At 73.5% G+C, this 26,224-nt stretch carries 24 protein-coding genes and 2 pseudogenes; 10 read left to right on the top strand and 16 right to left on the bottom strand.

Annotation, left to right across the window (positions count from 1 at the left end):
- Positions 1-109: 109 nt before the first annotated feature.
- Positions 110-700: pseudogene (locus ACL02T_RS09290) on the top strand (transposase); the annotation flags it as partial.
- A 172-nt stretch (positions 701-872) separates the two neighbouring features.
- Here the strand turns inward: ACL02T_RS09290 and ACL02T_RS09285 are convergent.
- Genes ACL02T_RS09285 through ACL02T_RS09275 form a run of 3 tightly spaced genes read right to left on the bottom strand, consistent with a single transcriptional unit; the run spans position 873 to position 4,919 of the window.
- Positions 873-2,105, bottom strand: a complete 1,233-nt coding sequence (locus ACL02T_RS09285; protein ID WP_412830208.1) for an amidohydrolase — start codon at positions 2,103-2,105, stop codon at positions 873-875.
- A 10-nt stretch (positions 2,106-2,115) separates the two neighbouring features.
- Positions 2,116-3,465 (bottom strand): L-serine ammonia-lyase, encoded by a 1,350-nt coding sequence (locus tag ACL02T_RS09280; RefSeq protein ID WP_412830207.1) that lies wholly within the window; start codon positions 3,463-3,465, stop codon positions 2,116-2,118.
- Positions 3,462-4,919, bottom strand: coding sequence for an MFS transporter (locus ACL02T_RS09275; protein ID WP_412830206.1), 1,458 nt, complete (start codon positions 4,917-4,919; stop codon positions 3,462-3,464). Before ACL02T_RS09275 ends, ACL02T_RS09280 begins: the two co-directional genes overlap by 4 nt.
- Before the next feature lie 105 nt (positions 4,920-5,024).
- Here ACL02T_RS09275 and ACL02T_RS09270 point away from each other — a divergent pair, with 105 nt between their 5' ends.
- A complete protein-coding gene (locus ACL02T_RS09270) occupies positions 5,025-6,026 on the top strand; it encodes an Lrp/AsnC family transcriptional regulator (RefSeq protein WP_412830205.1) in 1,002 nt (333 codons plus the stop codon).
- 742 nt (positions 6,027-6,768) lie between these two features.
- Positions 6,769-7,206 (top strand): cupin domain-containing protein, encoded by a 438-nt coding sequence (locus tag ACL02T_RS09265; RefSeq protein WP_412830274.1) that lies wholly within the window; start codon positions 6,769-6,771, stop codon positions 7,204-7,206.
- Between the two features lie 54 nt (positions 7,207-7,260).
- Here ACL02T_RS09265 and ACL02T_RS09260 read toward each other — a convergent pair whose 3' ends face one another.
- The 4 genes from ACL02T_RS09260 to ACL02T_RS09245 all read right to left on the bottom strand — a co-directional run bounded on the left by ACL02T_RS09260 (position 7,261) and on the right by ACL02T_RS09245 (position 11,739).
- Complete coding sequence (locus ACL02T_RS09260; RefSeq protein WP_412830204.1) at positions 7,261-8,142, bottom strand: alpha/beta fold hydrolase; 882 nt, start codon at positions 8,140-8,142, stop codon at positions 7,261-7,263.
- Between the two features lie 82 nt (positions 8,143-8,224).
- Positions 8,225-8,893: a 2OG-Fe(II) oxygenase gene (locus tag ACL02T_RS09255; RefSeq protein WP_412830203.1), complete on the bottom strand. Its 669-nt coding sequence runs from the start codon at positions 8,891-8,893 to the stop codon at positions 8,225-8,227.
- A gap of 85 nt (positions 8,894-8,978) precedes the next feature.
- A complete protein-coding gene (locus tag ACL02T_RS09250; protein WP_412830202.1) occupies positions 8,979-10,871 on the bottom strand; it encodes a sugar phosphate isomerase/epimerase and 4-hydroxyphenylpyruvate domain-containing protein in 1,893 nt (630 codons plus the stop codon).
- Entirely contained in the window at positions 10,837-11,739 is a 903-nt protein-coding gene (locus ACL02T_RS09245) for a shikimate dehydrogenase (protein WP_412830201.1), read from the bottom strand. Before ACL02T_RS09245 ends, ACL02T_RS09250 begins: the two co-directional genes overlap by 35 nt.
- A gap of 135 nt (positions 11,740-11,874) precedes the next feature.
- Here ACL02T_RS09245 and ACL02T_RS09240 point away from each other — a divergent pair, with 135 nt between their 5' ends.
- Together ACL02T_RS09240 and ACL02T_RS09235 are read left to right on the top strand one after the other, a co-directional pair.
- On the top strand, positions 11,875-12,543 hold the full coding sequence (locus tag ACL02T_RS09240) for a TetR/AcrR family transcriptional regulator (RefSeq protein ID WP_412830200.1): 669 nt from the start codon (positions 11,875-11,877) through the stop codon (positions 12,541-12,543).
- A gap of 140 nt (positions 12,544-12,683) precedes the next feature.
- Positions 12,684-14,033, top strand: coding sequence for an MFS transporter (locus tag ACL02T_RS09235; protein WP_412830199.1), 1,350 nt, complete (start codon positions 12,684-12,686; stop codon positions 14,031-14,033).
- Positions 14,034-14,251: 218 nt separating this feature from the next.
- Here ACL02T_RS09235 and ACL02T_RS09230 read toward each other — a convergent pair whose 3' ends face one another.
- Entirely contained in the window at positions 14,252-15,031 is a 780-nt protein-coding gene (locus ACL02T_RS09230) for an SDR family NAD(P)-dependent oxidoreductase (protein ID WP_412830198.1), read from the bottom strand.
- A gap of 201 nt (positions 15,032-15,232) precedes the next feature.
- On the opposite strand from ACL02T_RS09230, the gene ACL02T_RS09225 reads away from it, so the two are divergent.
- Positions 15,233-16,252: an LLM class flavin-dependent oxidoreductase gene (locus ACL02T_RS09225; protein WP_412830197.1), complete on the top strand. Its 1,020-nt coding sequence runs from the start codon at positions 15,233-15,235 to the stop codon at positions 16,250-16,252.
- 35 nt (positions 16,253-16,287) lie between these two features.
- Positions 16,288-17,085: an alpha/beta fold hydrolase gene (locus ACL02T_RS09220; protein WP_412830196.1), complete on the top strand. Its 798-nt coding sequence runs from the start codon at positions 16,288-16,290 to the stop codon at positions 17,083-17,085.
- On the opposite strand, the gene ACL02T_RS09215 is transcribed toward ACL02T_RS09220, so the two are convergent.
- Complete coding sequence (locus tag ACL02T_RS09215) at positions 17,052-17,747, bottom strand: TetR/AcrR family transcriptional regulator (RefSeq protein WP_412830195.1); 696 nt, start codon at positions 17,745-17,747, stop codon at positions 17,052-17,054. The two genes, ACL02T_RS09220 and ACL02T_RS09215, sit on opposite strands and share 34 nt — an antisense overlap.
- 58 nt (positions 17,748-17,805) lie before the next feature.
- Complete coding sequence (locus ACL02T_RS09210) at positions 17,806-19,425, bottom strand: helix-turn-helix domain-containing protein (protein ID WP_412830194.1); 1,620 nt, start codon at positions 19,423-19,425, stop codon at positions 17,806-17,808.
- Between the two features lie 115 nt (positions 19,426-19,540).
- Between ACL02T_RS09210 and ACL02T_RS09205 the strand changes: the two genes are divergently transcribed.
- The gene (locus ACL02T_RS09205) at positions 19,541-20,632 is read left to right on the top strand and encodes an LLM class flavin-dependent oxidoreductase (RefSeq protein WP_412830193.1); all 1,092 of its coding nucleotides are present in this window, start codon (positions 19,541-19,543) and stop codon (positions 20,630-20,632) included.
- 1 nt (position 20,633) lies between these two features.
- Entirely contained in the window at positions 20,634-21,041 is a 408-nt protein-coding gene (locus ACL02T_RS09200) for a nuclear transport factor 2 family protein (RefSeq protein WP_412830192.1), read from the top strand.
- A gap of 51 nt (positions 21,042-21,092) precedes the next feature.
- On the opposite strand, the gene ACL02T_RS09195 is transcribed toward ACL02T_RS09200, so the two are convergent.
- Positions 21,093-22,643, bottom strand: a complete 1,551-nt coding sequence (locus ACL02T_RS09195) for a long-chain-fatty-acid--CoA ligase (protein WP_412830191.1) — start codon at positions 22,641-22,643, stop codon at positions 21,093-21,095.
- Between the two features lie 70 nt (positions 22,644-22,713).
- Positions 22,714-23,175: a DoxX family protein gene (locus ACL02T_RS09190; protein WP_412830190.1), complete on the bottom strand. Its 462-nt coding sequence runs from the start codon at positions 23,173-23,175 to the stop codon at positions 22,714-22,716.
- Between the two features lie 126 nt (positions 23,176-23,301).
- On the opposite strand from ACL02T_RS09190, the gene ACL02T_RS09185 reads away from it, so the two are divergent.
- A complete protein-coding gene (locus tag ACL02T_RS09185; protein WP_412830189.1) occupies positions 23,302-24,198 on the top strand; it encodes a DMT family transporter in 897 nt (298 codons plus the stop codon).
- A gap of 34 nt (positions 24,199-24,232) precedes the next feature.
- Here ACL02T_RS09185 and ACL02T_RS09180 read toward each other — a convergent pair.
- From ACL02T_RS09180 to ACL02T_RS09165, 4 genes and pseudogenes are all read right to left on the bottom strand, one after another.
- Positions 24,233-24,463 (bottom strand): annotated as a pseudogene (locus ACL02T_RS09180) (hypothetical protein); the annotation flags it as partial.
- Between the two features lie 132 nt (positions 24,464-24,595).
- Positions 24,596-24,826, bottom strand: a complete 231-nt coding sequence (locus ACL02T_RS09175; RefSeq protein ID WP_412830188.1) for a hypothetical protein — start codon at positions 24,824-24,826, stop codon at positions 24,596-24,598.
- Positions 24,827-25,012: 186 nt separating this feature from the next.
- Entirely contained in the window at positions 25,013-25,183 is a 171-nt protein-coding gene (locus tag ACL02T_RS09170; RefSeq protein WP_412830187.1) for a hypothetical protein, read from the bottom strand.
- A gap of 748 nt (positions 25,184-25,931) precedes the next feature.
- Positions 25,932-26,207: a DUF6343 family protein gene (locus ACL02T_RS09165; protein ID WP_412830186.1), complete on the bottom strand. Its 276-nt coding sequence runs from the start codon at positions 26,205-26,207 to the stop codon at positions 25,932-25,934.
- Positions 26,208-26,224 lie beyond the last annotated feature (17 nt).

Here is a 26,224-nt window from a genome sequence, read left to right as displayed (position 1 = left end):
TCAACATTCGCGCGCTAAAGCGCGCTGCTTCTGCTGTTCCGAAGCCGTGGAATCGGCACACGGGCAGGCCGAAACACGTGGTCTTTGTCGCGCCGTGGAACTGGCCTGCATGTATGTGCGGCAGAACTGCTCCCAGGAGTTCCTGGGTGATCTGCGCGGTGTCTCGCGGTCGACCGTGTCGCGCATCGTCGCCGAGCTGGTACCGGTCGTGGCCGAGGTGCTCGACGAGTTCGTGCCCGATCCGGCCGCGGCCATCGAGCTGGTCCAGGGCAGGGTGCCCCTGGTGGACGGCACGCTCGCCCGATGCTGGCCCTACGCCGACCCTCCCGAGCTGTGGAGCCGCAAGTACGCCACCACCGGCTTCAACATCCAGGTGGTCGGCCTGCTCGACGGCCGGCCGGTGTCCATCTCCGATCCGCTACCCGGCCGCACGCACGACGCACGCGCTTTCAACGAAACCCCGATCGTCGACATCGTGCGGGCCTCCGGCGGAGGAATCGGCGACAAGGGCTACCAAGGATGCGACGCTGTGGCCACCCCGCGGAAACGGCCACCCCGCGGCGAACTCAGCAGACGCGACAAACAATGCGACGCCGAACACTCGGTGCTACGCGCCCCCCTCGAACGCCTTGGCGCAGCCGTCGAAGCCTGGCGGATCCTGCACACCGATTTCCGTCGGCCATTCCACACCTACATCGACACGGTCAAAGCGACACGAGCACTGCTCTTCTTCACGGAAACATGGGGCTTTGAACAACACTCCCTTTTCTCAAACCTTGATGCCATTACCGCATGTGAAAGACAGCGTTTCAACCCTAAATGTGTAAAACGCGCGGGCGGTCGGCGCGAGGAAGTCCTCGACGGCGGTCACCTCAGGCCTCCAGGGTGGACCGGGTGGCACCCGCGGGCCGGGCCTGCTGCGCCGCGAGCAGCTCGGTGCGCAGCGCCTCGTCGAGCGCGACCTCGACGACGGTCAGGGCCAGGGCTTTCGCCCCGTCGAGCAGCGCTGCGTCGGCCGCGGGCGAGGCGGCGACGGCGGTGAACTCGGCGTTGTGCACGATGGCCTCCACCGGCCCGACCGAGACGAGCGGGTGAATCGCGGGCAACACCTGCGAGACGTTGCCCATGTCGGTGGAGCCGCCACCGAGGATCCGCGTGGGCTCGAGCTCCCGACCGAGCCCCGCGAACACCCGGTTCCAGGTCTCGGCGAGGCCGCGGTGCGGCGCGAGCGGGGCGTAGGGGTGCTCGGTGCGGCGGTGCTCCCAGGTGCAGCCGGTGGCGACCGCACCCGCCTCGAAGCACGCCAGCACCCGGCGGCGCAGGTCACGCCACTCGTCGAGGTCGTAGGCCCGGATCTCCAGGGACACGACGGTCCGATCCGGGATGATGTTGGTGGCCTCGCCGCCGTGCGACACGTAGGCGTTGACGTTCACGTTCGGACCCAGCTGCTGCCGAAGCAGGCCCAGCGCGGTCAGCGCGACGGTCGCGGCCGCCCCGGCGTTGATTCCTTTGGTCGGAGCGCCCGCGGCGTGTGCGGCCCGACCGGTGTAGATCACCGCGAGGCGCTCCACGGCGGTGGTGCGCATCGCGTCCGCCGGCGCGTCGGCGCCGGTGCCGCCGTGGGCCATCAGGGAGAACGTCACATCCTCCCAGGCGCCGGCGAGCAGCAGATCGACCTTGCCGCCGCCGTGCTCCTCGGCCGGGGTGCCGAGCAGCTTGACCCGCAGGCCCAGCTCGTCGGTGACCTCACTCAGCGCCACGGCGGCGCCGACCCCCATCGCGGCGATCAGGTTGTGCCCGCAGGCGTGCCCGACGTCGGGCAGGGCGTCGTACTCGCTGCACACGGCGACGGTCAGCTCGCCGTCGCCGGTGACCGCCTCGACCGCGGTCGGAATGGCGTACGCGCCGACCTGGGTCGCGAATCCGGCGTCGGTCATCGCCTGCCCGACGAGGGCCGCGGCCGTGTGCTCGGCGTATCCGAGCTCGGGGTTCGCGTGGATGGCGTGGCTCAGCGCGATGAAGCGGTCGGCCTGCTCGTCGACGGAGCGCACGACGCGCTCGCGCAGCTCCGCGGCGAGCGCGGCGCGGGTGGGGGCGGTGGTCATCGGGATCTCCTCAGCAGTAGGGGACGGTCACGGCGAGACCCCCGTCGGAGGTCTCCTTGTAGCGGTGGGACATGTCGCGGCCGGTCAGCCGCAGGGTCTCGACGACGACGTCGAGGGGGACCCGGTGGGTGCCGGTGCCGCGCAGGGCCAGCCGGGCGGCGTTCACCGCGGTCCCGGCGGCGATCGCGTTGCGTTCGATGCACGGGATCTGCACGAGCCCCGCGACGGGATCGCAGGTCAGGCCGAGGTGATGTTCCAAGGCGATCTCGGCGGCATTCGCGACCACGGCGGGGGCGCCGCCGAGGACGGCGCAGTACCCAGCCGCGGCCATCGCGGCGGCCGAGCCCACCTCGCCCTGGCAGCCCACGTCGGCACCGGAGATCGACGCGTTGTGCGCCACCACCCCGCCGATCGCCGCGGCGGTGAGCAGGAACCGCGGGACCGCCTCGGCCTCCCGGGTCCGAGTCGCGGTCAGCTGATAGTGCAGCACGGCGGGAACGATCCCGGCCGCCCCGTTGGTGGGCGCGGTGACCACCCGGTGGCCCGCCGCGTTCTCCTCGTTGACGGCCATCGCGTAGGCAGGCAGCCACTCCGGCGAGTCGAGCGGAACGGCCTCGGCGCGCAGGGCGTCGGCGAGTGCCCCGGCCCGACGTCGGGTGCCCAGCCCGCCCGGCAGCGTCCCGTGCGCGGCGAGCCCTGCGGTGAGACAGGCGCGCATCGCCGCCCACCGCTCGGTCAGGCCGCGGTCGAGCTCGGCTCCGTGTCGAGCGGTCTCGTTGCGCCGCACGATCTCCGCGATGTCGCAGCGCTCCGCGGCGCAGTGGTCGAGCAGCCCGGCCGCCGTGGTGTACGGGTGCGGGAGCGCGACCGTGCGGTCCTCCCCCGCGATCCCCTCCTCGACGACGGCCCCCCCGCCGACCGAGTAGAAGACGCGCTCGGTCACCGCGGCCGCACGCCACGCGCGCATCCGCAGGGCGTTGGGGTGTCCGGGCAGCCGCTCGCCCGGGACGAGCCGCACGTCCTCGGTGCGCACCGACACCGTGTGCCCGGAGGCCAGCCGCAGCGGGCGGCCCGGGCCGAGCGCCGCCCAGGCACCGTGTACCTCGGCCGGATCGCAGGTGGCCGGATCGAGCCCGCGCAGCCCGGCGACGACGGCGTCGGGCGTGCCGTGGCCGATCCCGGTGGAGCCGAGGGACCCCAGCAGCTCGACGTGCAGGCGCGTGACGTCCGGGCCGAGCGTCCGGGCGAAGGTGGTGGCGGCGCGCATCGGCCCCACGGTGTGCGACGACGACGGCCCGATCCCGATCGCGAAGAGGTCCAGCACGGACCGCAGCTCGTGGGGGCGGACGGCGGCGGTCACGCGGGGACCTCAGCCGTGACCTCGGCCTGGACGGCACCGGCGGCGCGGGCGCCCCGCCGCACGCCGATCGCGAGCGCCGCGACCACGATCGCGAGCCCGGCGCAGATGCACCAGACCGCGACGTACGCGGACTCCGCCGCCACCGCCTTGCCGTTCGACCCGGTCATCACCAGGGCGGACATGACGGCGGCGAAGACGGCACCCGCCACTGCACCGGCTGCCGTGCGGGCGGTGTTGTAGAGCCCGGAGAGGATGCCGACCGAGTCGCGCGGCGCCCGCTCCACGACGATCGTCGGCAGCGTCGCCGCGACCAGGCCGCCGCCGAAGCCGAGGCCCGCCTGCCAGAGCAGGACGAGTGCGGCGTCGACGTGCAGCAGGGCGGTCAGCAGGTACGAGACGGCCGAGATCAGCGTGCCAGTGACCAACACCGCGGTCTCTCCGACACGCTCGGCGAGCCGGGCGGCAATCGTCGTGGCCAGGAACATGAAGGCGCCGAGGACCAGCAGGGCCCCGCCGAGCGCGGCACCGGTGAGCCCGAGCCCGAAGCCGGTGGCCGCCGGGTCGGTGCCGAGGAAGACCGCCGTGGGGGCCGAGCTGCCGAACAGGTGCGCACCGAACACGAACGCAACCAGCAGGGGCAGGCCCTGCCCGCCGCGGCGCAGGACGTCGAGCGGGACGAGCGGGTGGGTCGTGCGGTTCTCCACCCGCCCCCAGACCACCAGCAGCGCCAGACCGCCCAGGATCCCGACCAGGGTGCGAGCGTCGCCCCAGCCCCACCGGCTGCCGTTGCCGACGGCGCCGAGGAAGAGGACCAGACCGACCGCGAGCAGCACGGCGCCGGGCCAGTCGATGCCGCCCGGCCTGCGGACGGTCGTCTCCGGGACGAGCCGGGCCAGCAGCAGCACGACGACGATCATCATGACCGCCGGGATCCACAGCGTCGCGGTGAGGCCGAGGAACTGGCGGGCGACACCCGCGAGCAGCAGGCCGAGGCTCCCACCGATGGTCAGCGCGCCGACCAGCAAACCGATCGCCCGGCCGGCCCGCTCCCCCGCCCGCTCGCGCACGATCGCGAACTCCAGCGGGAGGAACGCCGTGATCGCACCCTGCAGGACCCGACCGACGAGCAACAACGGGAACGACGGGGCGAGGGCCACGATCACCGAGCCGAGTGCGACCAGCGAGGCGGCCACGACGAGCAGGCGCTTGTGGCCGTAGACGTCACCGAGCTTCGACAGGAGCGGCACACAGACCACCGTCGACAACAGCGCCGAGGCGGTGATCCAGTTCGCGTCGGCCGAGGTCAGGCCGTAGCGCTCGATGAAGCTGGGCAGCAGGGGCGAGATCCAGCCCTGCGTGATCCCCGACGCCAGCTCCGTGACCACCAGGAAGCCGACGATCGAGGTGATCCGCGCCGGGACCGGCGCGGGCACTGCGGCAGGGGGACGGGTCATCCCGACACGCTCCATGGGGCTCCGACGACTGAGACCGGGCAAGAATCGACGATCACCACGGGCGAATCCCGGTTCTGCAGGATCTGGCACCGCTACGATCTCTCTGTGCAGGATTCGCCCCTCCTCGACGACCTCGACCGGCGGGTCGTCCACGCCTTGCAGCTCAGCCCGCGCGCCTCATGGGCGCAGGTGGGCGCGGTCCTCGGGGTCGACCCGGTCACGGCGGCCCGGCGCTGGGAGCGTCTCCGCGCCGACGGCGTCGCCTGGATCACCGCGTATCCCGCCCCCACTAGCACTCGGGGGCCGATGGCATTGGTCGAGATCGACAGTGCGGGCCGGTCGTTGGACATCGCCGACCGACTGGCCGACGACCGAGAGTGCGCCACCATCGACATCACGTCGGGCGGCCGGGACCTGATGCTCTCCGTGACGGCCCGAGATCTGGCCGGGCTGACCGACTACCTGCTGCACAGGTTGGGCGCGTTGGAGCACGTCCGGTCGATCCGGACACACCTCAGCACCCGGGTGATCACCGAGGGATCGGGCTGGCGGCTCCCGGCGCTCACCGAGTCCGAGCAGGCCCGACTGCAGGTGGCCAGCGGGCCGGTGGACCGTGCCGCGACCGCCGTGCTCAGCGCGGCCGAGCGTGCCGTGCTGAGCGGCCTGGTCGCCGACGGCCGGGCATCGACCGCCGAGCTGGCCGCCAGCACCGGTATGAATCCGCGGCGGGTCCGCGACCTCGTGCGAGACCTGCTCCGATCCGGGCGGCTGGTCCTGCGGACCGAGCTGCAGGCCGAGGCCAGCGGGTGGCCGATCTACGCGTGGTTCTTCCTCCGCGTGCCCGCCGCCGCGGCGACCACGATCAGCCCGCGGCTGGGCAGCCTGCCGGAGATCCGCACGGTGCTGCAGATCGCCGGTCCGAGCAACCTGATCATGGCGGTGTGGCTGCGCGAGCTCACCGACGTGAGCAGGCTCGAGGCGGCCGTCGAGAGGCAGCTCAAGGAGGTCGAGATCGTCGACCGCTGCGTGGTCCTGCGCTGCACGAAGCGGGTCGGCGTGGTCCTGGACGAGACAGGACGACGCGTGCGCACCGTCCCGATGCTCTGATTCTCAGCGCTCTCCTACGGCCCCCGCCGACGAGCACCCCTGGCCGGAGACCCTGAGGCCCCGGTTCGGCAACGTGACGCCGCTGCACTACACACGTGTGCAGCCCGAGCTCGTGGTCGAGCTGGACATCGACACAGCTCGCGATCATGGACACTGGAGGCATCCGACCGGGTATCGCCGGATCCGCCTTGATCTCCGTCGTGAGGATCTGGGCACCTTGCCGGAGGGCAAGGCCCCTCGTCGTGCGCGCCGCCCTGCTGGACCTGAGCGCGTTCGTCGAGACGATGCCCGTACCGCCGGATGACGCGGCTGCCGGAGCGGCGTAGCTCGACCTCGCGCCGTCCTCGCGGGGCGTCCTGACAGGCTGCCGAGTGTGATCGATGGTGGGGCCGGTGGTACGCCGGTCGAGCAGCCGGACCAGCCGCGCAAGCTCTCCGAGGAGGAGGTCCAGCGGGGTCTGCTGCTGACGTTCGATCGCGTCGCGCGGCTACGGGACGTGATCAGTCACGACGACCGAGTGCCGGAGCCGGGCAGTCCGCTGCGTCACCCCCCGGCAGGCGCACCGCGGCGGTCCTCCGCCCCGCGCGGTTCCTGCCCCGGCCGAACCAGGAGGCCCATCGCGTCCTCCCCTGTCGCCGGTGTCCTCGGCATGATGGCCGGAGCCGATCCACGACAGGAGGAGGAACCCGTGAGCGACGGCTTCCACCCGGACTTCCCCGCCCGGCCCGGGGACGCGCCCGCCGTGCTGCCGGACCGGGCGAGGGTGCACCTGGTCAAGGGCGGCGAACTGTCCCGCGACACCGCCCAGACCACCGGCATGCGCCGGCTGGAGGCGGTGAGCGGCGCGACCGTCGGCTCGGAGAAGCTGTGGACCGGCGAGACACACGTGGCACCCGCCACGAACTCGGGCGACCACCACCACGGCGAGGCGGAGACCTCGATCTACGTGGTCAGCGGCCGGCCCCGGTTCGTCTTCCACGACGGCACCGGCGAGGTCGTGCTGCAGACCGAGCCCGGCGACTACGTCTTCGTGCCGCCCTTCGTCCCGCACCGCGAGGAGAACCCGGACCCGGAGGTCCCGGCCGTCGTCGTGATCTCCCGCAGCACGCAGGAGGGGATCGTCGTGAACCTCCCCGCGCTCTACGCCCTGACCGACCCGCCCGCCGCACCGGAGCCGTGAGGGGCCCGTCCCGCCTCGGAACGCGCGAGCTCCGGTTCGGCCGACGCATCGCCCCTACTCGGGAAGCGGGTCCACCGCCCACTGCCGCAGCAGCGCACGCAGCGCGGTGACCAGCACCAGCGGCTGGTCGAGCATCGGGTGGTGCCCCGTCGCCGGGAGGTCGACGATCGGGACGCGGTTGCCGAGCAGGCCGTCGATCTCGGCCGCCATCGAGGGCGGGACCAGCCCGAACTCCGAGCGCAGGAAGCCGGCGCGGCACTTGAGCTCCGGCAACAGGTCGCGCAGCAGCACCCGCTCGGCGAAGAGGCCGGGATCGAACTTCCAGCTCCAGCCGCCGTCGACGGCCTTCACCGACTCCTCGGCGATGTGCCGGCGCACGTAGGGCAGCAGGATCTCCTGCGTCGGCATGGTGGTGAACCGGCCGAGGATCGTCTCGCGGTCGTCGTACACCTTCGCGGTGCGGTTCTTACGGCGCAGCCGCTCCTCCTCGGGCGGCTGCTCGTTCAGCGGCGAGTCGATGATCACGACGCCGTCGGCCTCGGCGCCCGACCGCGCGCCGACCGTCGCGGCCACCCAGCCGCCCATGCTGTGTCCGATCACGGTGGGCGGCCCGGCCGTGCCGCCCGCGGCCGCCACCGCCATGACCTCGCGGGCCCACAGCTCCAGGTCGTAGTCCGGGCGGCGGTCGCTGTCGCCGTGCCCGGTCAGGTCGAGCGCGACGACCCGGTGCCCAGCCGAGAAGAACGGCGCGATGTGGTCCCACCAGCCGGAGTGCGCGGCGCCGCCGTGCACGAGGACCAGCCCGGGCCGGCCCTCCTCACCCCAGGCGCGGTAGTGCACGCGCGCACCCTCCACCTCGGTGTCGCGGTGCACCGGCGGTTCCGCCAGCGCGGTCCGGAACCAGCGGGGGGCGTCCTCGGTCACGGTCGGGTCCACCCCCGGATCGTCGCACGTGGCGCCCGCGCCGGTCGTCCCCGACCACCGTGACGAACGACGTCACTCCCGGCGCGGCGCCGGACTACGGCGCGTCGTGGAAGATGATCCCGAGCACGAACCGCTCCCCCGTGTGCACCGCGCTCACCCCGTGCCGCAGCAGCCGGCGATGGTCGCCGCGGGCCCCGCGCACCGGCCGGTGGTGTACCGGGAACACCACGGCGTCGCCCCGTCCGGGCCGCACGACGATCGGCCGCGACTGCTGTCGCGGCACCTGCTCCACGAACACGCTCTCGCCGCCCGTGAAGTCCACGTCCGGCCGGCTGAGCATCACCAGCAACTGCAGCGGGAAGGTCAGGTCGCCGTAGACGTCCTGGTGCAACCGGTTGTGCCCGCCCGGCCCGTAGCGCAGCAGCAAGGGCGTCGGCCGGCGCTGGCCGTGCTCCGCGCACTCCGCCCGCAGCCCGGCGAGCGTGGGCGGGAAGGTGCGTTCGCCGAGCCGCTCCGCCCACCGGTTCGCGATCTGCGCGAGCGGCGGGTACCACTCCTCCCGCAGTCGCCGCACGAGGTCGGGCACCGGGTCGGCGAAGTAGCGGTACGTCCCCTCGCCGAACGCGTGCCGGGCCATGACGACCGTGCTGCGGAAGCGTGCGTCGTCGTCGAACAGGGCGGCCACCCGCGCGCACTCCTCCGGGGACAGCACCCCCGGAACGTGTGCGACACCGGCGCCGTCGAGCTGCTCCGCGAGATCCATGCCTCCACCCCACCAGCGGCGGCCGCCGGGGTCCGGCGGGAATCGGACGTCGAGCCGTAGCCCGGGTCTGTCCGCCTCCGTTCACTCAGAGCCGGGTGCGGACGTGCTCCCGGGCCAGTCGCCGGCGGCGATGCGCGGCCATCCGGACCGGCGCGTCCGTCCAGCCGTAGCCGTCGTGGCCCCCGATGCGCTGGACGAGCGCGAGGAACACCCGCCCGCCCAGGACCTCGGTGCAGACCTGCAGGTAGGCGCCCTCGGGGGTCTCCTCGTGCAGCACGCCGAGGTCGCGGTAGGCGGCCAGCCGGTCCGACGACAGGGCGAGCCGGGCGTCGAGGTCGGCGTAGTAGTTGTCCGGGATCGCCAGCAGCGGCGCCCCGGCCGCGCGGGCCGCCCGGGCGGCGTCCACGACGTCGTCGACGGCGAGGGCGACGTACTGCGGCTCGGACACCCCTGGCGCCCACTCGCCGCGGCGCAACAGCGACACGGTGAGCGCGAGCCGCACCCGCCGCTCGGGGTCGGCGACGGCACGGCTGCGGACCAGACCGAACGGCGCGGCGAACTCGCCGGTCGCGGCCGGTTCCAGGCCCAGCACGGTGCGGTAGAACAGGGCGGCCTCGTCGAAGTGGTCGAAGGGCTGGGCGAGCCCGACGTGGTCGATGCCGGTCACCCCGATCCCCGCCCCGGCCGCCCCGTCCGCCTCGGCGGTGGGCACGAAGTCGCCGGTCCAGTCCTGCCCCTCGACTGCCCGGGCGCCGGTGCGGCAGAAGAACACCGCGGTCCCGTCCGGCGCGGTGACGGCGGCGAGATCGGCCTCGGCCGGGCCCCGCTCGCGGGGTGGGCGGGGCGCGTCGAGCCGGGTCGCGCGGCGTGCCGCGGCGGGCGGGTCGCCCGACTCGACGGCCAGCGCGGCGACCGCGACCGGACCCCCGGACCGGTTGACCAGGATCCGGGCCTCGCCCTGCTCCCAGCGCTCCACCGGCTTCGTCCGGTGCCGGCCGGTGCGGACGAAGCCGAGTGCGGCCAGCACAGGGGTCAGCGACTCGTCCGCCGAGAGCTCGACGAAGGCGTGCCCGTGCAGCTCGGGCGCGGGCTCCGCCACGGGGTCGGCGATCCCTGCGGTGCCCGCGCTCCGCGCGGCCGTGGCCTCGGCGAGCGCAAGCAGGGACCGGTGCGCGTCGACGGCCGCGCGGGCGGGGTCGGCCTGGCGGAACACGTCGTTGAACACCTCCAGCGACAGCGGCCCGGCATAGCCTGCGCGCAGCACGGGCTCCAGGAAGGCAGGCAGGTCGAACGCGCCCTGTCCGGGGAACAGCCGGTGGTGGCGGCTCCACTGCAGCACGTCCATCGACAGGTGCGGGGCGTCGGCGAGCTGGAGGAAGAACAGCTTCTCGCCGGGGATGTCGGCGATCGCGGCCGGGTCCGAGCCACGGGAGAGGATGTGGAAGCTGTCCAGGCACAGCCCGAGCGCGGGGTGGTCCGCCCGCCGCACCGCCTCCCAGGAGCTGTCGCAGGTGTTCACGTGCCGCCCCCAGGCCAGGGCCTCGTAGGCGACCCGCAGCCCGCGGTCGGCGGCGCGTTCGGCCAGCGCGTGCAGCTGCTCGGCGAGCCGGTCGGCGTCGGCGACGGCGTCGGGCGCGACCGAGGAACAGACCAGCACCGTGTCGGTGCCCAGCGCCTCCATCACGCCGAACTTGTGCTCCGCCCGCCGCAGGTTGGCCGCGAACCGCTGCGGATCGACCGAGTCGAGGTCGCGGAAGGGCTGGTAGAGGTCGATCGACAGCCCGAGATCGGCACAGCGCAGCCGCACCTCGCCGGGCGGCATCGGGGAGGCGACGAGGTCCGGCTCGAAGATCTCGACGCCGTCGAACCCTGCGGCCGCGGCAGCGGGCAGCTTGTCCTCCAGCGCACCGGAGAGACAGACGGTGGCGACGGCGGTGCGGGGCTCACGCGACACGGTCGGCCGCCCCGGCGGTGGCATCCGCCGTCTCCGCGCCGATCAGCTCGGCGAGGTGACGCAGCATCCGGGCCGGGTCCGGCGCGCGGCCGCTGAACAGCCGCAAGGCCTCCGCGGCCTGGTGCACCGCCATCCGCCCACCGTCGAGCGTGCGGCAGCCCCGGGCGCGCGCCGCCCGCAGCAACGGGGTCTCCAGCGGACGGTAGACGATCTCGGCGACCCAGAGCTCCGGGCGCAGCATCGCCGCGGGCAGCGGGAGGCCGGGGTGCTCGGCCATCCCGACGGGCGTCGCGTGCACCAGGCCGTCGGCCCCGGTGAGCCGACGCCCGAGATCGGCGACGGCACCGCCGCGGGTCCGGCCGGCGCCGAACCGCGCGGAGAGGGCGTCGGCCAGGCCGGCGGCGCGGGTGGCGTCGACGTCCAGCACGGACAGCCTGCCGACGCCGAGGCTGAGCAGGGCGTGCGCCGCGGCCGCGCCGGCCCCGCCCGCGCCGAGCAGCACGACGTCGTCGAGCGGCACGCCGGGCAGCCCGGCGACGAGGCCGTCGCGGAAGCCGGACCAGTCGGTGTTGTGCCCGACGGCCCGGTCCCCGTCGAGGACGACCGTGTTGACCGCGCCGACGGCCGCGGCGTCGGGCGAGAGGTCGTCGAGGTGCGGGATGACGAGCTGCTTGCAGGGGTGGGTGACGTTCACCCCGGCCCGGCCCTCGGCCCGGACCCGCGCCAGCAGGTCGCCGACGGCCTCCGCCGGCAGGTTCAGCTCGTCGAGGTCGAAGCGGGTGTACGTGCAGTCCAGCCCCAGTTCGCGGGCCTCGCGCTCGTGCAGCGCCGGCGAGAGCGACGGGCCGATGCCGGCCCCGATCAGGCCGGTCAGCAGGTGGTCCTGGGACATGGGCACGGGCTCCCTCGCCGTCGCTGAATGTACCGTCTAGTTACTTGTACCCGCTCGGGCGACCGAAGGGAAGGGCGACCCCGATATCGTCGGCCCCGTGAGTCGACGCGTGAACCGAGCAGTCGGGACGACCCCGTGAGCGCACAGCCGAGCGGCCCCGTCGGCGTGCCCGAGCGCCAGCGCGACGCCGAGCGGACCCGCGCCGAGATCCTCGACATCGCCACCGACGAGTTCGCCGACCGCGGCTACGCGGGCGCGCGGGTCGACGAGATCGCGGCCCGCACGCGCACGACCAAGCGGATGATCTACTACTACTTCGGCAACAAGGAGGGCCTCTACGTGGCCGTCCTGGAGCGTGCCTACCAGGGCATCCGCTCCCTCGAGCAACAGCTCGACATCGACCACCTCGACCCCGCCCGGGCCATGCGCGCACTCGCCGAGCTCACCTTCGACCACCACGAGTCGCATCCGGCCTTCATCCGGCTGGTCAGCATCGAGAACATCCACCACGCCGAGCACCTGCGCACCTCGCCCGTGCTGCCCGGGCTCGCCGCGCCGGCCGTCGACGTCCTGGGCGGGATCCTCGAGCGCGGCCGCCGGGTGGGCCTGTTCCGCGAGGACGTCGACGCCCTCGACGTGCACATGGTGATCAGTGCGTTCTGCGTGTTCCGCACCGCGAACCGGCACACCTTCCAGGCCATCTTCGACCGCGACCTGCTGGATCCCGCGCGCCGCGACCACTACCGCCGCATGCTCGGTGACCTGGTGCTGGAGTACCTCACCGCGCACGTCGGCCGGGCCTGACGGCACGCCGGACCTCGACCGGGGGTTGACACAGTCGCACCCCTAACTCACTATCTGGTACGTAACCAGGCGGTACATAAAACCGGTCCGACCCGGTCCCGCTGTGTCGTGCATCGGAGCCACACTCCAGGGAGCCCCTCGTGTCCTCATCGACCCCCACCGCGCCGGCGGCCCAGCCGCGCAAGGCGGCGCTCGCCGCCTGGATCGGCAGCGCGCTCGAGTACTACGACTTCTTCATCTACGGCACCGCCGCGGCGCTGGTGTTCAGCAAGGTGTTCTTCCCCGCGGAGAACCCGGCCACCGGGACCCTCCTCGCGCTCGCGACGTTCGGCGTGGGCTACGTGGCCCGCCCGATCGGCGCCGTGGTCCTCGGCCACATCGGCGACCGCTTCGGCCGCAAGCGCGTGCTGATCTGGACACTGCTGCTCATGGGGGCATCCACGATGGCGATCGGCTGCCTGCCCTCGTACGCCCAGGCCGGCACCGTCGCCCCCGTCCTCCTCGTGGTCTGCCGGCTGCTGCAGGGCCTGTCGGCCGCCGGTGAGCAGGCCGGGGCCAACTCGATGAGTCTCGAGCACGCCCCCGAGGGCCGGCGCGCCTTCTTCACCAGCTTCACCCTCAGCGGCACCCAGGCCGGCTTCATCCTCGCCACGGCGGTGTTCCTGCCGATCGCGGCGCTGCCCGAGCCCGCGCTGCTGAGCTGGGGCTGGCGGGTGCCGTTCCTGGCGAGCGTGGTGGTCGTGGCGTTCGGCCTGGTCGTTCGACGCTCGCTGGACGAGACGCCGGTCTTCGAGGCCGAGTCCACGCAGGACGGCGCCAAGCCGGACGTGCCGCTCGTCGTCCTCGTCCGCGACCACTGGCGCGACGTGCTCCGCGTCGTCTGCGCCTCCACCGTCGCCTCGGTGAGCACGCTGTTCAGCGTGTGGGCGCTGTCCTTCGCCGTGAACACGGTCGAGCTGCCGCGCACGACCATGCTGTGGGTCGGTGTCCTGGCCAACGTCGTCGCCCTCGCGGCCATCCCGCTGCTGGCCTCCGTCGCCGACCGGATCGGCCGCAAGCCGCTGTTCGTCGCCGGCGCACTCGGCAGCGGGCTGCTGCTCGCCGGGTACCTCTGGGCGATCTCGACCGGCTCGATCGTCGCGGTGTTCGTGATGGGCGTCGCGCTGTCCGGCGTGGTCTACAGCGCCGCCAACGGCGTGTGGCCCGCCTTCTACGCGGAGATGTTCCCGACCCGGGTCCGCTTGTCCGGCATGGCGATCGGTACCCAGATCGGCTTCGCCATCGGGGGCTTCTCCCCCACCATCGCCGCCGCGGTGGCCGGCCCGGGCGTGTCCGGCTGGGTCCCGGTCGCGGTCCTCGGCGGGGCACTGTGCCTGGTGGCCGCAGTCGCCGCCGCGACCGCCCGCGAGACCTTCCGGGTCCCGACCCGCGACCTCGGCCGCAGTCCCCGCCGCACCGGGGCGGGCGCCGCGCGGACCGCGACGGTCTGATTCCGCGGCACGTCCTCCCACCGACGGGCCCCGGCGCACCCTGCGCCCGGGCCCGTCGTGCTGCCGCGCCCGACATGATCACCGAGCGGGACCGGCGACGGCCGCATGTGGCCGGAGGCGGTCCCTGACGGCGATCAGTGCGTCGATGACGCGGCGACCTCTCCGGCCGGTCGGGCCGGTCGGGCCCTGCGGGGACCGCACGCCGCCGACGCGGGAGGTCAGTAGTTGCCCTTGGCCGACCACCCGCCGTCGACCGGGTAGACCTGCCCGGTCACGAACCGGCCCTCCCGGAACAGGTACGCCACCATCGAGGCGATCTCCTCGGGCAGGCCGAGCCGGTCGATGATGTGGGCCCGGGCGTTGGCCGCCTTCATCTCCGGCGTGATGTCGCCGAGGATGGGAGTGTCGATCGTGCCCGGCGCGATCGCGTTGACCAGGATGTTCCGCGGGCCGTACTCGAAGGCGGCCTGCTGGGTCAGTCCGATCACGCCGCCCTTGGCCGCCGAGTAGGAGGCGAGGTTCGGCAGGCCGCGCAACGCCGCCAGCGAGCTGATGTTCACGATCCGCCCGCCACCGGCCTCGATCATCGACGGGATCACCGCCCGCATCCCGAGCCAGACACCTGTGAGGTCGGTGGCCAGGACGTTCTCCCACGCCTCCTCGGTCAGCCCGACGACGGTGTCCTCGCTCTGCATGTTCACGATGCCCGCGATGTTGGCCAGCAGGTCGACCCGGCCGTGCCGCTCGAGCACCCCGGCGATCCCGGCCTCCCAGTCGGCGGCGCGGCGGACGTCGAGCCGCACGCCGACGGCCTGCCCGCCCTCCTTCTCCGCGAGGGCGACGGTCTCGGCGGTGTCCTTGATGTCCGCGCACGTCACCAGCGCGCCCTCGGTGGCCAGCCGTAGGGCGGTGGCCCGGCCGATGCCCTGCGCGGCCCCGGTCACGACGGCGACCTTGTCGCGCAGCGTGGCCTCCTGCAGCGGGGGGAGATCGGACACGACGTGCCCCCTTCGTCGACGACCCGCCCGACGCTAGGAACCGGGGCCCCGGGCCGACAGGGCGGCACGACGAGCGTGTTGGGAGAGTCCACAGGGCCCGCGGACGCGGTTGGGGACGTCCACAACGCTTCGCGTACGAGGGGGATGACACCTCCGCCCGGCGCCGGGACGCTCCCCGGCAGCCGACGAAAGGGGCCACTGGTGGACGGCACGGGACCGGTCTTCGGGCTCTGGTACGACTTCCGCAATCCCGACCCCGAGCGACCGTTCGGCTCGTTCTACCGGGAGGTCCTGGAGCAGATCACCTGGGCCGAGCAGGAGGGGCTGGGTTCGGTCTGGCTGACCGAGCACCACTTCTGCGCGGACGGGTACAGCCCCTCCCCCTTCGTGCTGGCCTCGTCGATCGGCGAGCGCACCGCACGGATGCGGATCGGCACCAACCTGATCGTCTCGCCGTTGCACAACCCCGTGCGGCTGGCCGAGGACGCCGCGACGCTCTCGCTGCTCACGGACGGCCGGTTCGATCTCGGGGTCGGACAGGGCTACTGGGAGCGCGAGTTCGCCGCCTTCGGGCAGACGGTCCGCAACCGGCCGAGCCTGCTCGAGGAGGGCGTCGAGATCATCCGCCGCGCCTGGGCCGGCGACGCGAGCGGCTTCACCGGCAGGCGCTACACGCTGCCCGAGGGGCTGGCCGTGACCCCGCAGCCGGAGACGACGCCGCAGCTGCTGGTCGGGGCGATGGCCGAGCCCGCGATCGCCCGCGCCGCCCGTATCGCCGACGGCTTCCTCTCCACCCAGAACGCCCACCAGCAGACCTACCTCGACGCGGTCGCGGCGCTCGGGAGGCCCGTCGAGGAGGCCCGGATCTACGCCGGGCAGTGGGCCGTGATCGCCGAGGACCCGGAACGCACGTGGGCCCGCATCGGCGAGCACGCCCTCTACCAGCTCAACGAGTACATCTCCTGGGGCGCCTTCGGCCCGCCCGACGCGACCCCGCGCTTCACCGACCCCCAGCAGATCGTCGACGCCGGCGCGTACCTGCTGTGGGACGCCGACACCGCGATCACCGAGCTGACCGCGCTGCTGAGCGGGCGGCCGCAGATCCGCGACGTGCACTTCTGGGCGCAGCTGCCCGGCGAGCCCGTCGACAGCGGCTCCGAGCGCATCGAGTACCTGGCCACGAAGGTCATGCCGCAGGTCCGCGAGCGGCTGGCGGCCTGAGTCCGGCGACAGCACCGACCCGAGAAGGAGACGACATGGCGTACCTGGAGCGCGACGGCAAGCAGGTCTACTACGAGCACCACCGCGGCGCCGGCGGCCGCCCGATCGTGCTGGTGCACGGCTGGGGCGCGACGAGCGAGTGCTGGGACACCACCCTCACCGCGCTGCTCGACGCGGGCCACGAGGTCGCGCTGATCGAGCACCGCGCGTGCGGGCGCTCGGACAAGGACTTCGACGACGTCTCGGTCGAGGCGATCGCGTCGGACGTCGTCGCCCTGGTCCGGCACCTCGGACTGGACCGTCCGGTGCTCAACGGCTGGTCGCTGGGCGGGGCGGTCGTGGTCGCCGCGGCGGCGGAGCTGGGCGACGAGATCTCCGGTGTGGTCCTCACCGGCGGGGCGAGCCCGCGCTACACGGCGACGGACGGCTGGCCGCACGGCGGCGCCCCCGCGGACACCGAGGCGGTGCTCGCGGGGCTGGCCGCGGACCGGCCGGCGACCTTCCGCGGGATCACCTCGGCGGTGGCCGCCAAGCCGCTCTCCGACGACCTCATGCAGTCCATCTGGCTGCAGTTCATGCAGACGGGCGCGCGGGCCGCCGACACGATGCGGGGGCTGATCGACCTCGACCAGCGCGAGCTCCTCGCCGGGCTGTCGGTTCCCGTGCTGTCCCTGCACGGCACGGACGACGCCTTCGTGTCGTTCTCGGGGGCGCAGGCGGGCATCGAGCTCTGCCGCGACGGCCGACTGGTCGAGTTCGCCGGGGTCGGCCACGCGCCGTTCCTGGAGGACCCGGAGACCTACCGGGCCGAGCTGCTGCGCTTCCTCGCCTGACCCCGGCCCGGCCCGGCGGGTGCCCCCGGGGCCGGTTCCGCCCCCACCAGCCGCAGCGCCAGGGCGGCGTACCGGGCGGCCAGCTCGTCGATGGCGAGCCGGCCGCCCGGTTCCCACCACTCGTTCGGCCCGTTGATCATGTCCAGCACCGCGAGCGCGGACAGGCGCGGGTCCTCGCAGGAGAACTCGCCCGCCGCGGCGCCCGCGGCCAGGAACTCGCCCAGGGCGTGCTGGTAGCGGCGCCGGTAGACCTGCACCTCGTCGAGCTTCTCCGGGGACAGCGCGCGCAGCTCGCGTCCCGCCACCCACCAGGCGTCCCGGTTGGCGCCGATGTGCCTCACGTGCCCGCGGACCAGCCGGCCGAACCGCTCCCGGTACGTGCCCGCACCCTCCAGGATCGGCAGCTGGTCCACCACGAGGTCGCGGTCGACCACGTAGATCGACTCGAGGAGCAGCTCCTCCTTGCTGGCGAAGTGGTGGTACAGCGAGGCGGCCTGGATGTCGGCGGCCTCGGCGATCGCGCGCATCCCGACGCCGTGGTAGCCCCGTTCGCGGAACAGCCGGCTCGCCACCGCCACGATCTCGGCCCGGCGCGCGGCCGTCCCCGGCCGGGACCGGGTCGCGCGGACCGTCCCGGTCTCCGCCGTCCGTGCCTGGATCACCGTGGATCCCCCCGTCGTCGGCCCCCGGTTCGTCCGGATGGTGGCACGCACGGCCGGTTCAGCCGGCGCCGCCCCGCGCCAGGTCGTCGACCTGCAGGGCCAGCTGGGCCGCCAGCAGGGCGTCGAACCGCCGCAGGTCGAGGCCGCCGACGTGCTCGATGCGACCCAGCCGGTAGCGGATGGTGTTCTCGTGCACGCCCAGCACCTTCGCCGTGGCGCGCACCTGCGCGCCGCAGGCCAGGTAGTGCCGGAGCGTGTCCGTGAGATCGCCGCCCGTCTCCGCGTCGTTACGGCGCAGCGGGCCGAGCAGCGTCTCGGCGAACCGCACCGCCACCGAGGTGCGCTCGCCGTTGACCACCAGCCGCAGCGTGCGGAAGTCGGCGGCGTCCGCCACCCCGGGCCGGCCGCCGAAGCCCGCCACGATCGCCTCGGCGTCGCGGCACTCGGCGTGTGCGGCCGGATAGTCCGCGACCCGCCGGCAGACCGCCGAGACGACCGCCCGGCGACAGCCCGTCAGCGGCCCGAGCCGGTCGAGCACCTCGCCCAGCCGCGCCTTGATCCGGGCCTCCGGAGCGCTACCGGCGGGCAGACCCGCGAGCAGGACGACGGCGTCGGGCTCGGCGATCGCGAGCACCGGCACCCCGAGCGCCTCCGCGACCACCGTCGACGCCGCGTCCCTTCCGTCGCGGGCGCTGCGCCCGTCGGCCACCGGCAGCCGCACCAGCAGGTGCGGCCGGTCCACCTCGAGGCCGACATGCGCGGCCATCCGCCGCAGGTCGTCCGGCGTGCGGGAGCCGCGCAGCAGCTCGCCGAGGACGTCGTCGCGGGCCTGCACGACCGCCTGCGCGCGGCGGGTCTCCGACAACGACTGCAGGGCCAGCACGGCCGCGGCGTACTCGGCGACCGCCGCGTCGGCCGGGCCGAAGCGCCGCCCCGTCTCGACGACGTCGAGGTAGCCGGACACCTCGCCCTCGCCGACGAGCGCGGCGACGAGGTGGCGGCGCATCAGGCCTGCGTCGGGATCGGGCGGCAGCACGGTCGTGGTGCGTTCCGGCCCGAGGTCGGCGAGCCCCGCACGCACCCGGGCAGTGCCGGGCAGGAAGGAGGACTCGTGCAGCACCGCGGGCCCGTCGGGCCTGCTCCAGGTCACCGGGTGCAGCGCGGCGTCGAGCAGGGCGACACCGGTGCCGAGCAGCGACGCCAGCAGCGCGACCAGCGCCTGGCCCTCGGTGCCGCTCGCCACGGCCGCGGACAGCCGCCGCTGCAGCTCCCGGGTCCGGCCCAACTCCGCGAGCTCGCGACGCTGGCGGGCGCCGACGTCGGCCTGCCGCTCGCGGCCGAGGATCGTCTCGGCGAGGCCGGCGTACGGGGCCGCCGCGGTGGCGTCGCGCTCGGCCGCGGTGTCGTCCGGCGGGCGGCCGTCGACCGCGTGGCGCTCGACCTCGAGCACCCCGGCGACCTCGCCCCCGACGAGCAGCGGCACCGCGGCGCTGGTGTGCACGCACTCGCGCGGATCGCCGTCGGCGGCGAGCCGCGCGAGACCGCCGTCGGGCCGGCGGGCGTACACCACGCAGCGCGCGGCGCCGAGCTCCGCGCGCAGCGCACGCGCGACCAGCGTCAACTCCGCCGTCACGTCCTGTTGCGGCGGCTCGGGACGAACCGTTGTAGGACTCGCCATGGCTCCCCCTCGACGTCGTTGGTTCGGCAGGGCCCTGCGACTACCGTCACAATCTGCCTCCCTAACACTCGTTAGGCAAGAGTCGACGCGGGACGAGACACGGAAGGACGCCCACATGGATGTCGGTGTGCTGCTGGTGTTCCAGAACTGGCACGAGAACCTGTCCGACGGCGAGATGTTCCGGCAGGAGGCCGAGCTCGGCGCCCTGGCCGAGGAGTACGGATTCGACTCCGTCTGGGCCGCCGAGCACCACTTCGACGACTACTCGATGTGCCCGGACAACCTGCAGCTGATGAGCTACCTGGCCGCGAGGACCTCGCGGATCAAGCTGGGGACCGGCGCGGTGATCCTGCCGTGGAACGACCCGCTGCGGGTCGTCGAGAAGGCGATCATGCTCGACCACCTGTCCGGCGGGCGGGTGCTGCTCGGGATGGGTCGCGGTCTGGCGAAGATGGAGTACGAGCAGTTCGGCGTGGACATGAACGAGTCGCGCCAGCGCTTCGACGAGGCGGCCCCGGTGATCGTCGCGGGCCTGCGGAACGGGTACGTCGAGAACGACGGGCCCTTCTACCCGCAGCCCCGGGCGGTCGTGCGGCCCGGCCCGAACCCGGAGTACGACTGGGCGGGCCGGATCTACGGCGTCGCGATGTCGCCGGACTCGGTGCCCGCGGTGGCCAAGGTCGGCGCCCGGATGATGACCTTCATGCAGTACCCGGCGGAGGTCCACGCCGAGTCGATCAACCGCTACCGCGACATCTACCGCGAGGAGCACGGCACCGAGCCGCTGCCGGTGCACACCCAGGACTTCGTCTACTGCCACGAGGACCCGGAGGAGGCCGAGAAGACCGCCCGCGAGTACCTGTCGCGCTACTTCCTGTCCGTGGTGAAGCACTACGACTTCGCCGGCAAGCACTGGCGCGAGACCAAGGGCTACGAGGCCTACCAGGTCGGCGCGGACATGATCCGTGAGGCCGGCATGGAGGCCGCGGCCGCCGGCTATGCGGACACGCAGGTGTGGGGCACCCCCGAGCAGTGCATCGAGAAGTACCGCCACCGCCTCGAGGTGCTCGGCCCGCACCACCCGAGCATCGCGCCGTCGTTCGCGGGCCTGCCGTTCGACAAGGTCCGGGCGAGCCTGAAGCTGTTCGGCGAGAAGGTCGTGCCCGAGCTGAAGAAGCTCGGCGTCGAGGCTCCGGTGGGGGTGTGAGGTGGGCGCGCTCGAGGAGGAGAACAAGAAGGTCGTCACCGAGTTCATGGAGGTCTTCTCCTCCGGTGACGTGAACGGGATCCTCGATTCGCTCACCGACGACGCCACGTGGTGGGTCGCCGGGAACATCCCCGGGATCTCCGGCACCAAGGACAAGGCGGGCTTCGGCGAGATGCTCGGCGGGATCGCCGAGGGCACGAAGACCGGCGCGATCACGCTGACCCCGCTGGCCTTCACGGCCGAGGGCAAGCGGGTGGCGGTGGAGACCGAGTCCTACGCGGAGCTGAAGAACGGACGGGTCTACAACAACCTGTACCACTTCGTCTTCACGGTGCGGGACGGCAAGATCAGCTCGGTGAAGGAGTTCCTCGACACCGAGCACACCACCGCGGTCTTCGTCGCCCCCTGACCCACCCCGGTGAGTGGCGATAGTCGCTATGGCGACTATCGCCACTCACGGCTACGTGGGGACGGTGACCGACTCCCGGAGGGCACGCTTGTCGAGCTTGCCGACGCTGGTCCTCGGCAGGCTCTCCACGATCTCGATGCGCTCGGGCAGCCACCAACGCGGCACCCGCTCCCCCAGCCGGGCCGTGAGCTCCTCCCCGGTCGCGGACGAGCCGGGGTTCAGCACCACGAGCGCCAGCGGCCGCTCCTGCCAGCGCGGGTGCGGCACGGCGACCACGGCGGCCTCCGCCACCTCGGGATCGACCAGCAGCGCCTGCTCCAGGGCCAGCGAGCTGATCCACTCGCCCCCGCTCTTGATCAGGTCCTTGGCGCGGTCGACGATCCGCATCCAGCCGTCCGGGTCGATCACGGCGACGTCCCCGGTCAGCAACCAGCCGTCGTCGAACCGCTCGGGGGCCTCGCCGAGGTAGTACCCCGTGGCCACCCACGCCCCCTTGATCTGCAGCTCCCCGGCGGACTCGCCGTCCCACGGCAGCTCCCGGCCGGCGTCGTCGACGATCCGCCACTGCAGGCCCGGCAGCAGCCGGCCCTGGCTCTGCGTGCGCCGCCGGCGCTCCTCGGTGTCGGCGATCGGCCGCGGCGGACGGGTGAAGCTGGCCATCGGGGACAGCTCGGTCATGCCCCAGCCCTGGTAGACGGGGATGCCCAGCTCCTCCTCGAGGTCGCGGATCAGGGCGAGGCTCGGCGTGGAGCCGCCGAGCACCAGCGCGCGCAGGCTGCGCAGGTCGCCGCCGTGCTCGCGGACGTGCCGGAGGATGTCGACCGCCACGGTCGGCACCATCCCGACGTAGGTGACCTGCTCGCGCTCGATGATCCGGGCGATCTCCGCCGGGGTCGGGTGCGGGCCCGGGAGCACCTGGGTGGCCCCGGTCATCGTGGCCGCGTAGGGGACGCCCCAGGCGTTGGCGTGGAACATCGGGACGACGTGCAGGACCGTGTCGGCGGCGGAGATGGCGTGCCCGTCGGCGAGGCACGCGGCGAAGGTGTGCAGGTAGAGGCCGCGGTGGCTGTACCCGACGCCCTTCGGGCGGCCGGTCGTGCCGGAGGTGTAGCAGAGGACCGCGAGGGCGTCCTCGCCGACGCCGGGGTCGCCCTCGTACGCGGGCCCCTCGACCAGCAGGGCCTCGTAGGCGTCGCCGGTGTCGAGCACCCCCAGCTCCGGCTGCACGCCGTCCAGCAGGTGCCGCAGCTCGGCGTCGGCGACGACCAGCCGGTCGTCGGCGTGCCCCACGATGTAGGCGATCTCCTCGGCGGAGAGCCGGAGGTTGAGCGTGTGCAACACGGCCCCGACCTGGGGGACCGCGGCGTAGAGCTCGAGGTGTCGGTGGTGGTTCCAGGCCAGGCTGGCCACCCGGTCGCCCGCCCGGACGCCGAGCCGGCGCAGCGCCCCCGCGAGCCGGGCGACCCGCTCGGCGTGGGCGGCGTAGTCGTGGCGCAGGACCTCCTCGCCGTGCGCGTACGCCACGATCTCGCGGTCGGGATGGTGCCGGCGCGCCCGGCGCAGGAAGTCGGTGATCAGCAGTTCGCCGGGGCGCGTGGTCATGGCGTCAGCGTCGTCGGGCGGGCGGGCACTGTCACCCGGCCGCGGTGCGACGGCTTGTGGGCTCCTTCAATCACCGGCCGCGCGGGCGGGTGCGCAGGTGGTCGAGGCTGTAGCGGCCGGCGCCGATCGCGCAGAGCAGCAGGAAGATCCAGCTGTAGAGCGCGGCGGGCTCGCCCAGGTTGGCGATCGGGTTCCAGCCCTGCGGCAGGTGCACGCCGAAGTAGGCGAAGGCCATCATCCCGGAGAGCAGGAAGCAGGTCGGCCGCACGTACAGGCCGATCGCGACGAGCACCGCGCCGACGAGCTCGACCACGGAGACCCACCAGTAGAGCGTGAGGGGTGGCAGCCCGGTGCCGGCACCGTCGACGCCGCCGAGGACGCCGAACCCCATCACGGCGTGCAGCGAGTACAGGAACCCGACGACGACGCGGAAGCCCAGCAGCACCAGCTGCGGGGCGGCCGCGCGCAGGCCGGTGACCGTGCCCTCGTCGCCGCGGCGGGTCCGGGCGCGGGTGATGTCGAGCGTGCTCATGGCGGTGTCCTCTCGTCCGGTCCGTCCGGGCTCCCGTCCGGAGCCGTCGCGGTGGTGGACCGGCACGGGTGGCGGAACTCATCGGCAGGCGCGGTTCGGTTGCCCGCGGAACGGATATCCGGGGGCGTGGGCGCGGTTCTGGCGGTGGTGGCGGCGGTGCTCAACGCCGCCGCCTCGGTGCTGCAGCGCAAGGCAGCGCGTGACGAGCCCGACGACCGCGGCTTCTCCCTGGCGCTCCTGTTCGACCTGGTCAAGCGGAGGTCGTGGCTGGCCGGGATCGCGTGTGTGATCGTCGGGTTCCTGGTGCAGGCCGTGGCGCTGACGCTCAGCGGGGTGGCCGTCGTGCAGCCCCTGCTGGTGGCCGAGCTGCCCTTCACGGTGCTGCTCGCCGCGTGGGCGTTCGGCGCCCGGCCGCGGGCCAGGGAATGGACCGCCATCGGGGTGCTCGCGGCGGGCCTGGTCCTGGTCGTGGTGGCGCTGGCACCCCGGGGCGGCGACCCCGTGGCGGTCGAGGGCTGGACCTGGGCGATCGGGTCGGCCGTCGTCGCCGTGCTCGTCGGCGGGACCGTCGCGGCCGGGCGCGGCGCGTCCGGGTCGGTACGGGCGGGCTGGCTCGGGATCGCGACCGGCACCGCGTTCGGCTACGTCGCCGTGCTGGTGGCGGTGGTCGGTGCCATCGCCGGGCGCGCGGGTGCGTCCGGCGTGGTCACCGCCTGGCAGACGTGGGCGGTGGTGGTCGTCGGCCCACTGTCGTTCTTCCTGCTCCAGACGGCGCTGCAGGCGGGGAGCCTCGTCGCCTCGCAGCCCGGCTTCACGCTGGCGAACCCGCTCCTGGCGACGGCCTGGGGTGTGGTGATCTACGAGGAGCAGGTCCGGGGCGGCGCCTGGTACGCGATGGCGGCACTCGGCGGGGCCGCGCTGGTTCTGGGCACCTTCGTGCTGGTCCGCTCGCCGCTGCTCGGCGGCGGCGAGGGCGGGGACCGCCGCAGCGCGGACGCCGAGGAGGCCGAGGCGGCGAGCTGAGCGGCGCTCCCGCGACCGGCGGCGCGTCCCCCGATCACCCGACCGCCGACGCGGACGGCAAGTCCTGGCGCGCGGCCGCCCGGCGCCCCCGGAGCGGCCACGGGATCCGCCGGCGCAGCCGGGCCGTCCGGCTCGGCAGCCGGCCCGCGACGGCGTCGTCCAGCAGGGCCTTCACGGTCTCGGCGGGGTCGGTGCGGTTGGCACCGATCCCGCCGGTGGAGCCGCGCTTGATCCAGCCGACGACATAGGTGCCCGGCCGGCCCTCCGGGTCAGCTCGCGCTGCTGCTCCGGGGTCAGCTCGTCCCAGTAGGTCGTGCCGTAGAGGGTGCTCCACTCCGGGCTCGCGCCGTGGAAGTCCCGGTCCAGCGGCGTCTCCCGAAGCGGAGGGGCCGGGCGCCTACTCCCCGTTGCCCTGGAAGAGCGGGCGGCCGCGGTGCGCGACCGCCGGCGCGGCACCGGCTGGGGCCGTGGGCCGCGACGGGTGTGTCGTAGCCGAGCAGGCCGCCGAGGGTGAGGGCGTCTCCGCGACGGCGGGGAACAGGCCGAAGTCCCGGGGGCCCAGGACGTCGTCGACGAGGACCGTGAAGAGCCAGAGGTCGGCCGCGTCGACCGCGGGCCCGACGGCCACGAACAGCAGGCAGATCGCCAGCCGGCCCCGGTAGGGCCTCGTCAGCGGCCAGAACCGGGCGAAGATCGTCCGGACCGGCAGTGCCGGGGTCGCCGGGCGGTCCGCCTGCTGGACGTCCGCTCCTCCTCGGGGCGCGGGCGGTCCCGCCCCGGGGTGCCGGGGCGGGGCCGCCGCACGTTCATGCGGTCAGTGCTTGTGGTGGTGGCGGCGGTGACCGCGCTCGTGGCCCTCGAAGTAGCGGTACTCCTTGGACTCGCTCTTCACGTAGGTGTCGTACTCGATGCCGAGGTGGATCCCGGACTCCGAGGACTTCTTGCTCTTGAGCACGGACACGATGTCGCTGAATGCGTTGGACACTGACGCGCCTCTCCACTTCGAGGAGCGATCCATTCCGTGGGCGCCCGGTCGCACACCCCAGGTGAGCAATCGACGGAGCAGGCGTTTGGGTGCGGCCGGAACGCCTTGATCGCCGGAAAGTTCGGCCTGCTTCTCCGAGTGGCAAACATGCGACCTAGCAGGGCTAGTACGCACCGAGAAGGGTGTCCTCGTGCGCGCGGATTTCACGGTTCGCCGAAGTCCCGACGTTGTTCGTCACACCTTCCCGGCCGTATCCAGGCGGCACCTGTCTCGTCCGACATGCTCGGTCGTTCGACCGCGGGAGACTGTTCCCGGAATTCCGGCAGGTCGGGCGACTCCACCCCGCCGTGAATTGCCGGCGCAAGTATCGCGGCATCACGACACCGCCGTCGGGTGTTCCACGGCGGCTCACCGACCTTTGCCCTGGAAGCGGCTTCTCGACATCTCGAATGCTGAGATCGGAATTCGCCGCCGGTGTCTGCCCCTGCGGCCCGGGACCGGCTGATCCGGCGTCCTCACAGCGCTCGGACACGTCTCGCACAGCCCGCACCTCGGACCGGCCACCAGAGTCCCTCCCGGCGCCGGACCCGGCGTTCGAGACGCTCCCCGAAGGAGGATCCGTGCACACGCTTCCCCAGCTCGTCGACCACCTCAACGCCCATCCCGACCCGCGCTGCAGGAACTCCCGAATCGCGGGGTCGGGGCTGCCGGACGGGCCGGGGCTGCCGGACGGGCCGGGTCGGCTGGCTCAGCCCGGCTCGCCCCGCCTCTTGCGGTGCAGGATCCAGAGCAGGTCGCCCAGCGCGACGACCGCGACGACCGCCAGCGCCACGGCGAGCCACAGCAGTCCGGCCTGCTGGGCCAGGATGGTCCCCACGGCGCAGAAGACCAGCCCGAAGGCGGCCAGGACCGCGCGCAGCGTGAGCGCGCTGCGGGCCGGCGCCGCACCGCCGACACGGGCCGTGGGGTCGTGATAGCCGGGCAGACCCCGCTCGTACTCCTCCCGCGTGCGCTTCGCGGACACCCGTCCACCTCCCGTGC

The organism is Pseudonocardia oceanicola, from assembly GCF_047200735.1.
Taxonomy (GTDB): Bacteria; Actinomycetota; Actinomycetes; order Mycobacteriales; family Pseudonocardiaceae; genus Pseudonocardia.
This window is presented reverse-complemented; position numbering and strand designations above follow the sequence as displayed.

Excerpts from the sequence above, each read along its gene's own strand:
- ACL02T_RS09255 (WP_412830203.1), bottom strand. The coding sequence starts at position 8,893 with ATGGATCTCGCGGAGCAGCTCGACGGCGCCGGTGTCGCACACGTTCCG.
- ACL02T_RS09195 (WP_412830191.1), bottom strand. The coding sequence starts at position 22,643 with ATGACCACGCGCCCCGGCGAACTGCTGATCACCGACTTCCTGCGCCGG.
- ACL02T_RS09285 (WP_412830208.1), bottom strand. The coding sequence starts at position 2,105 with ATGACCACCGCCCCCACCCGCGCCGCGCTCGCCGCGGAGCTGCGCGAG.
- ACL02T_RS09190 (WP_412830190.1), bottom strand. The coding sequence starts at position 23,175 with ATGAGCACGCTCGACATCACCCGCGCCCGGACCCGCCGCGGCGACGAG.
- ACL02T_RS09245 (WP_412830201.1), bottom strand. The coding sequence starts at position 11,739 with ATGTCCCAGGACCACCTGCTGACCGGCCTGATCGGGGCCGGCATCGGC.
- ACL02T_RS09220 (WP_412830196.1), top strand. The coding sequence starts at position 16,288 with ATGGCGTACCTGGAGCGCGACGGCAAGCAGGTCTACTACGAGCACCAC.
- ACL02T_RS09210 (WP_412830194.1), bottom strand. The coding sequence starts at position 19,425 with ATGGCGAGTCCTACAACGGTTCGTCCCGAGCCGCCGCAACAGGACGTG.
- ACL02T_RS09205 (WP_412830193.1), top strand. The coding sequence starts at position 19,541 with ATGGATGTCGGTGTGCTGCTGGTGTTCCAGAACTGGCACGAGAACCTG.
- ACL02T_RS09275 (WP_412830206.1), bottom strand. The coding sequence starts at position 4,919 with ATGACCCGTCCCCCTGCCGCAGTGCCCGCGCCGGTCCCGGCGCGGATC.
- ACL02T_RS09250 (WP_412830202.1), bottom strand. The coding sequence starts at position 10,871 with ATGCCACCGCCGGGGCGGCCGACCGTGTCGCGTGAGCCCCGCACCGCC.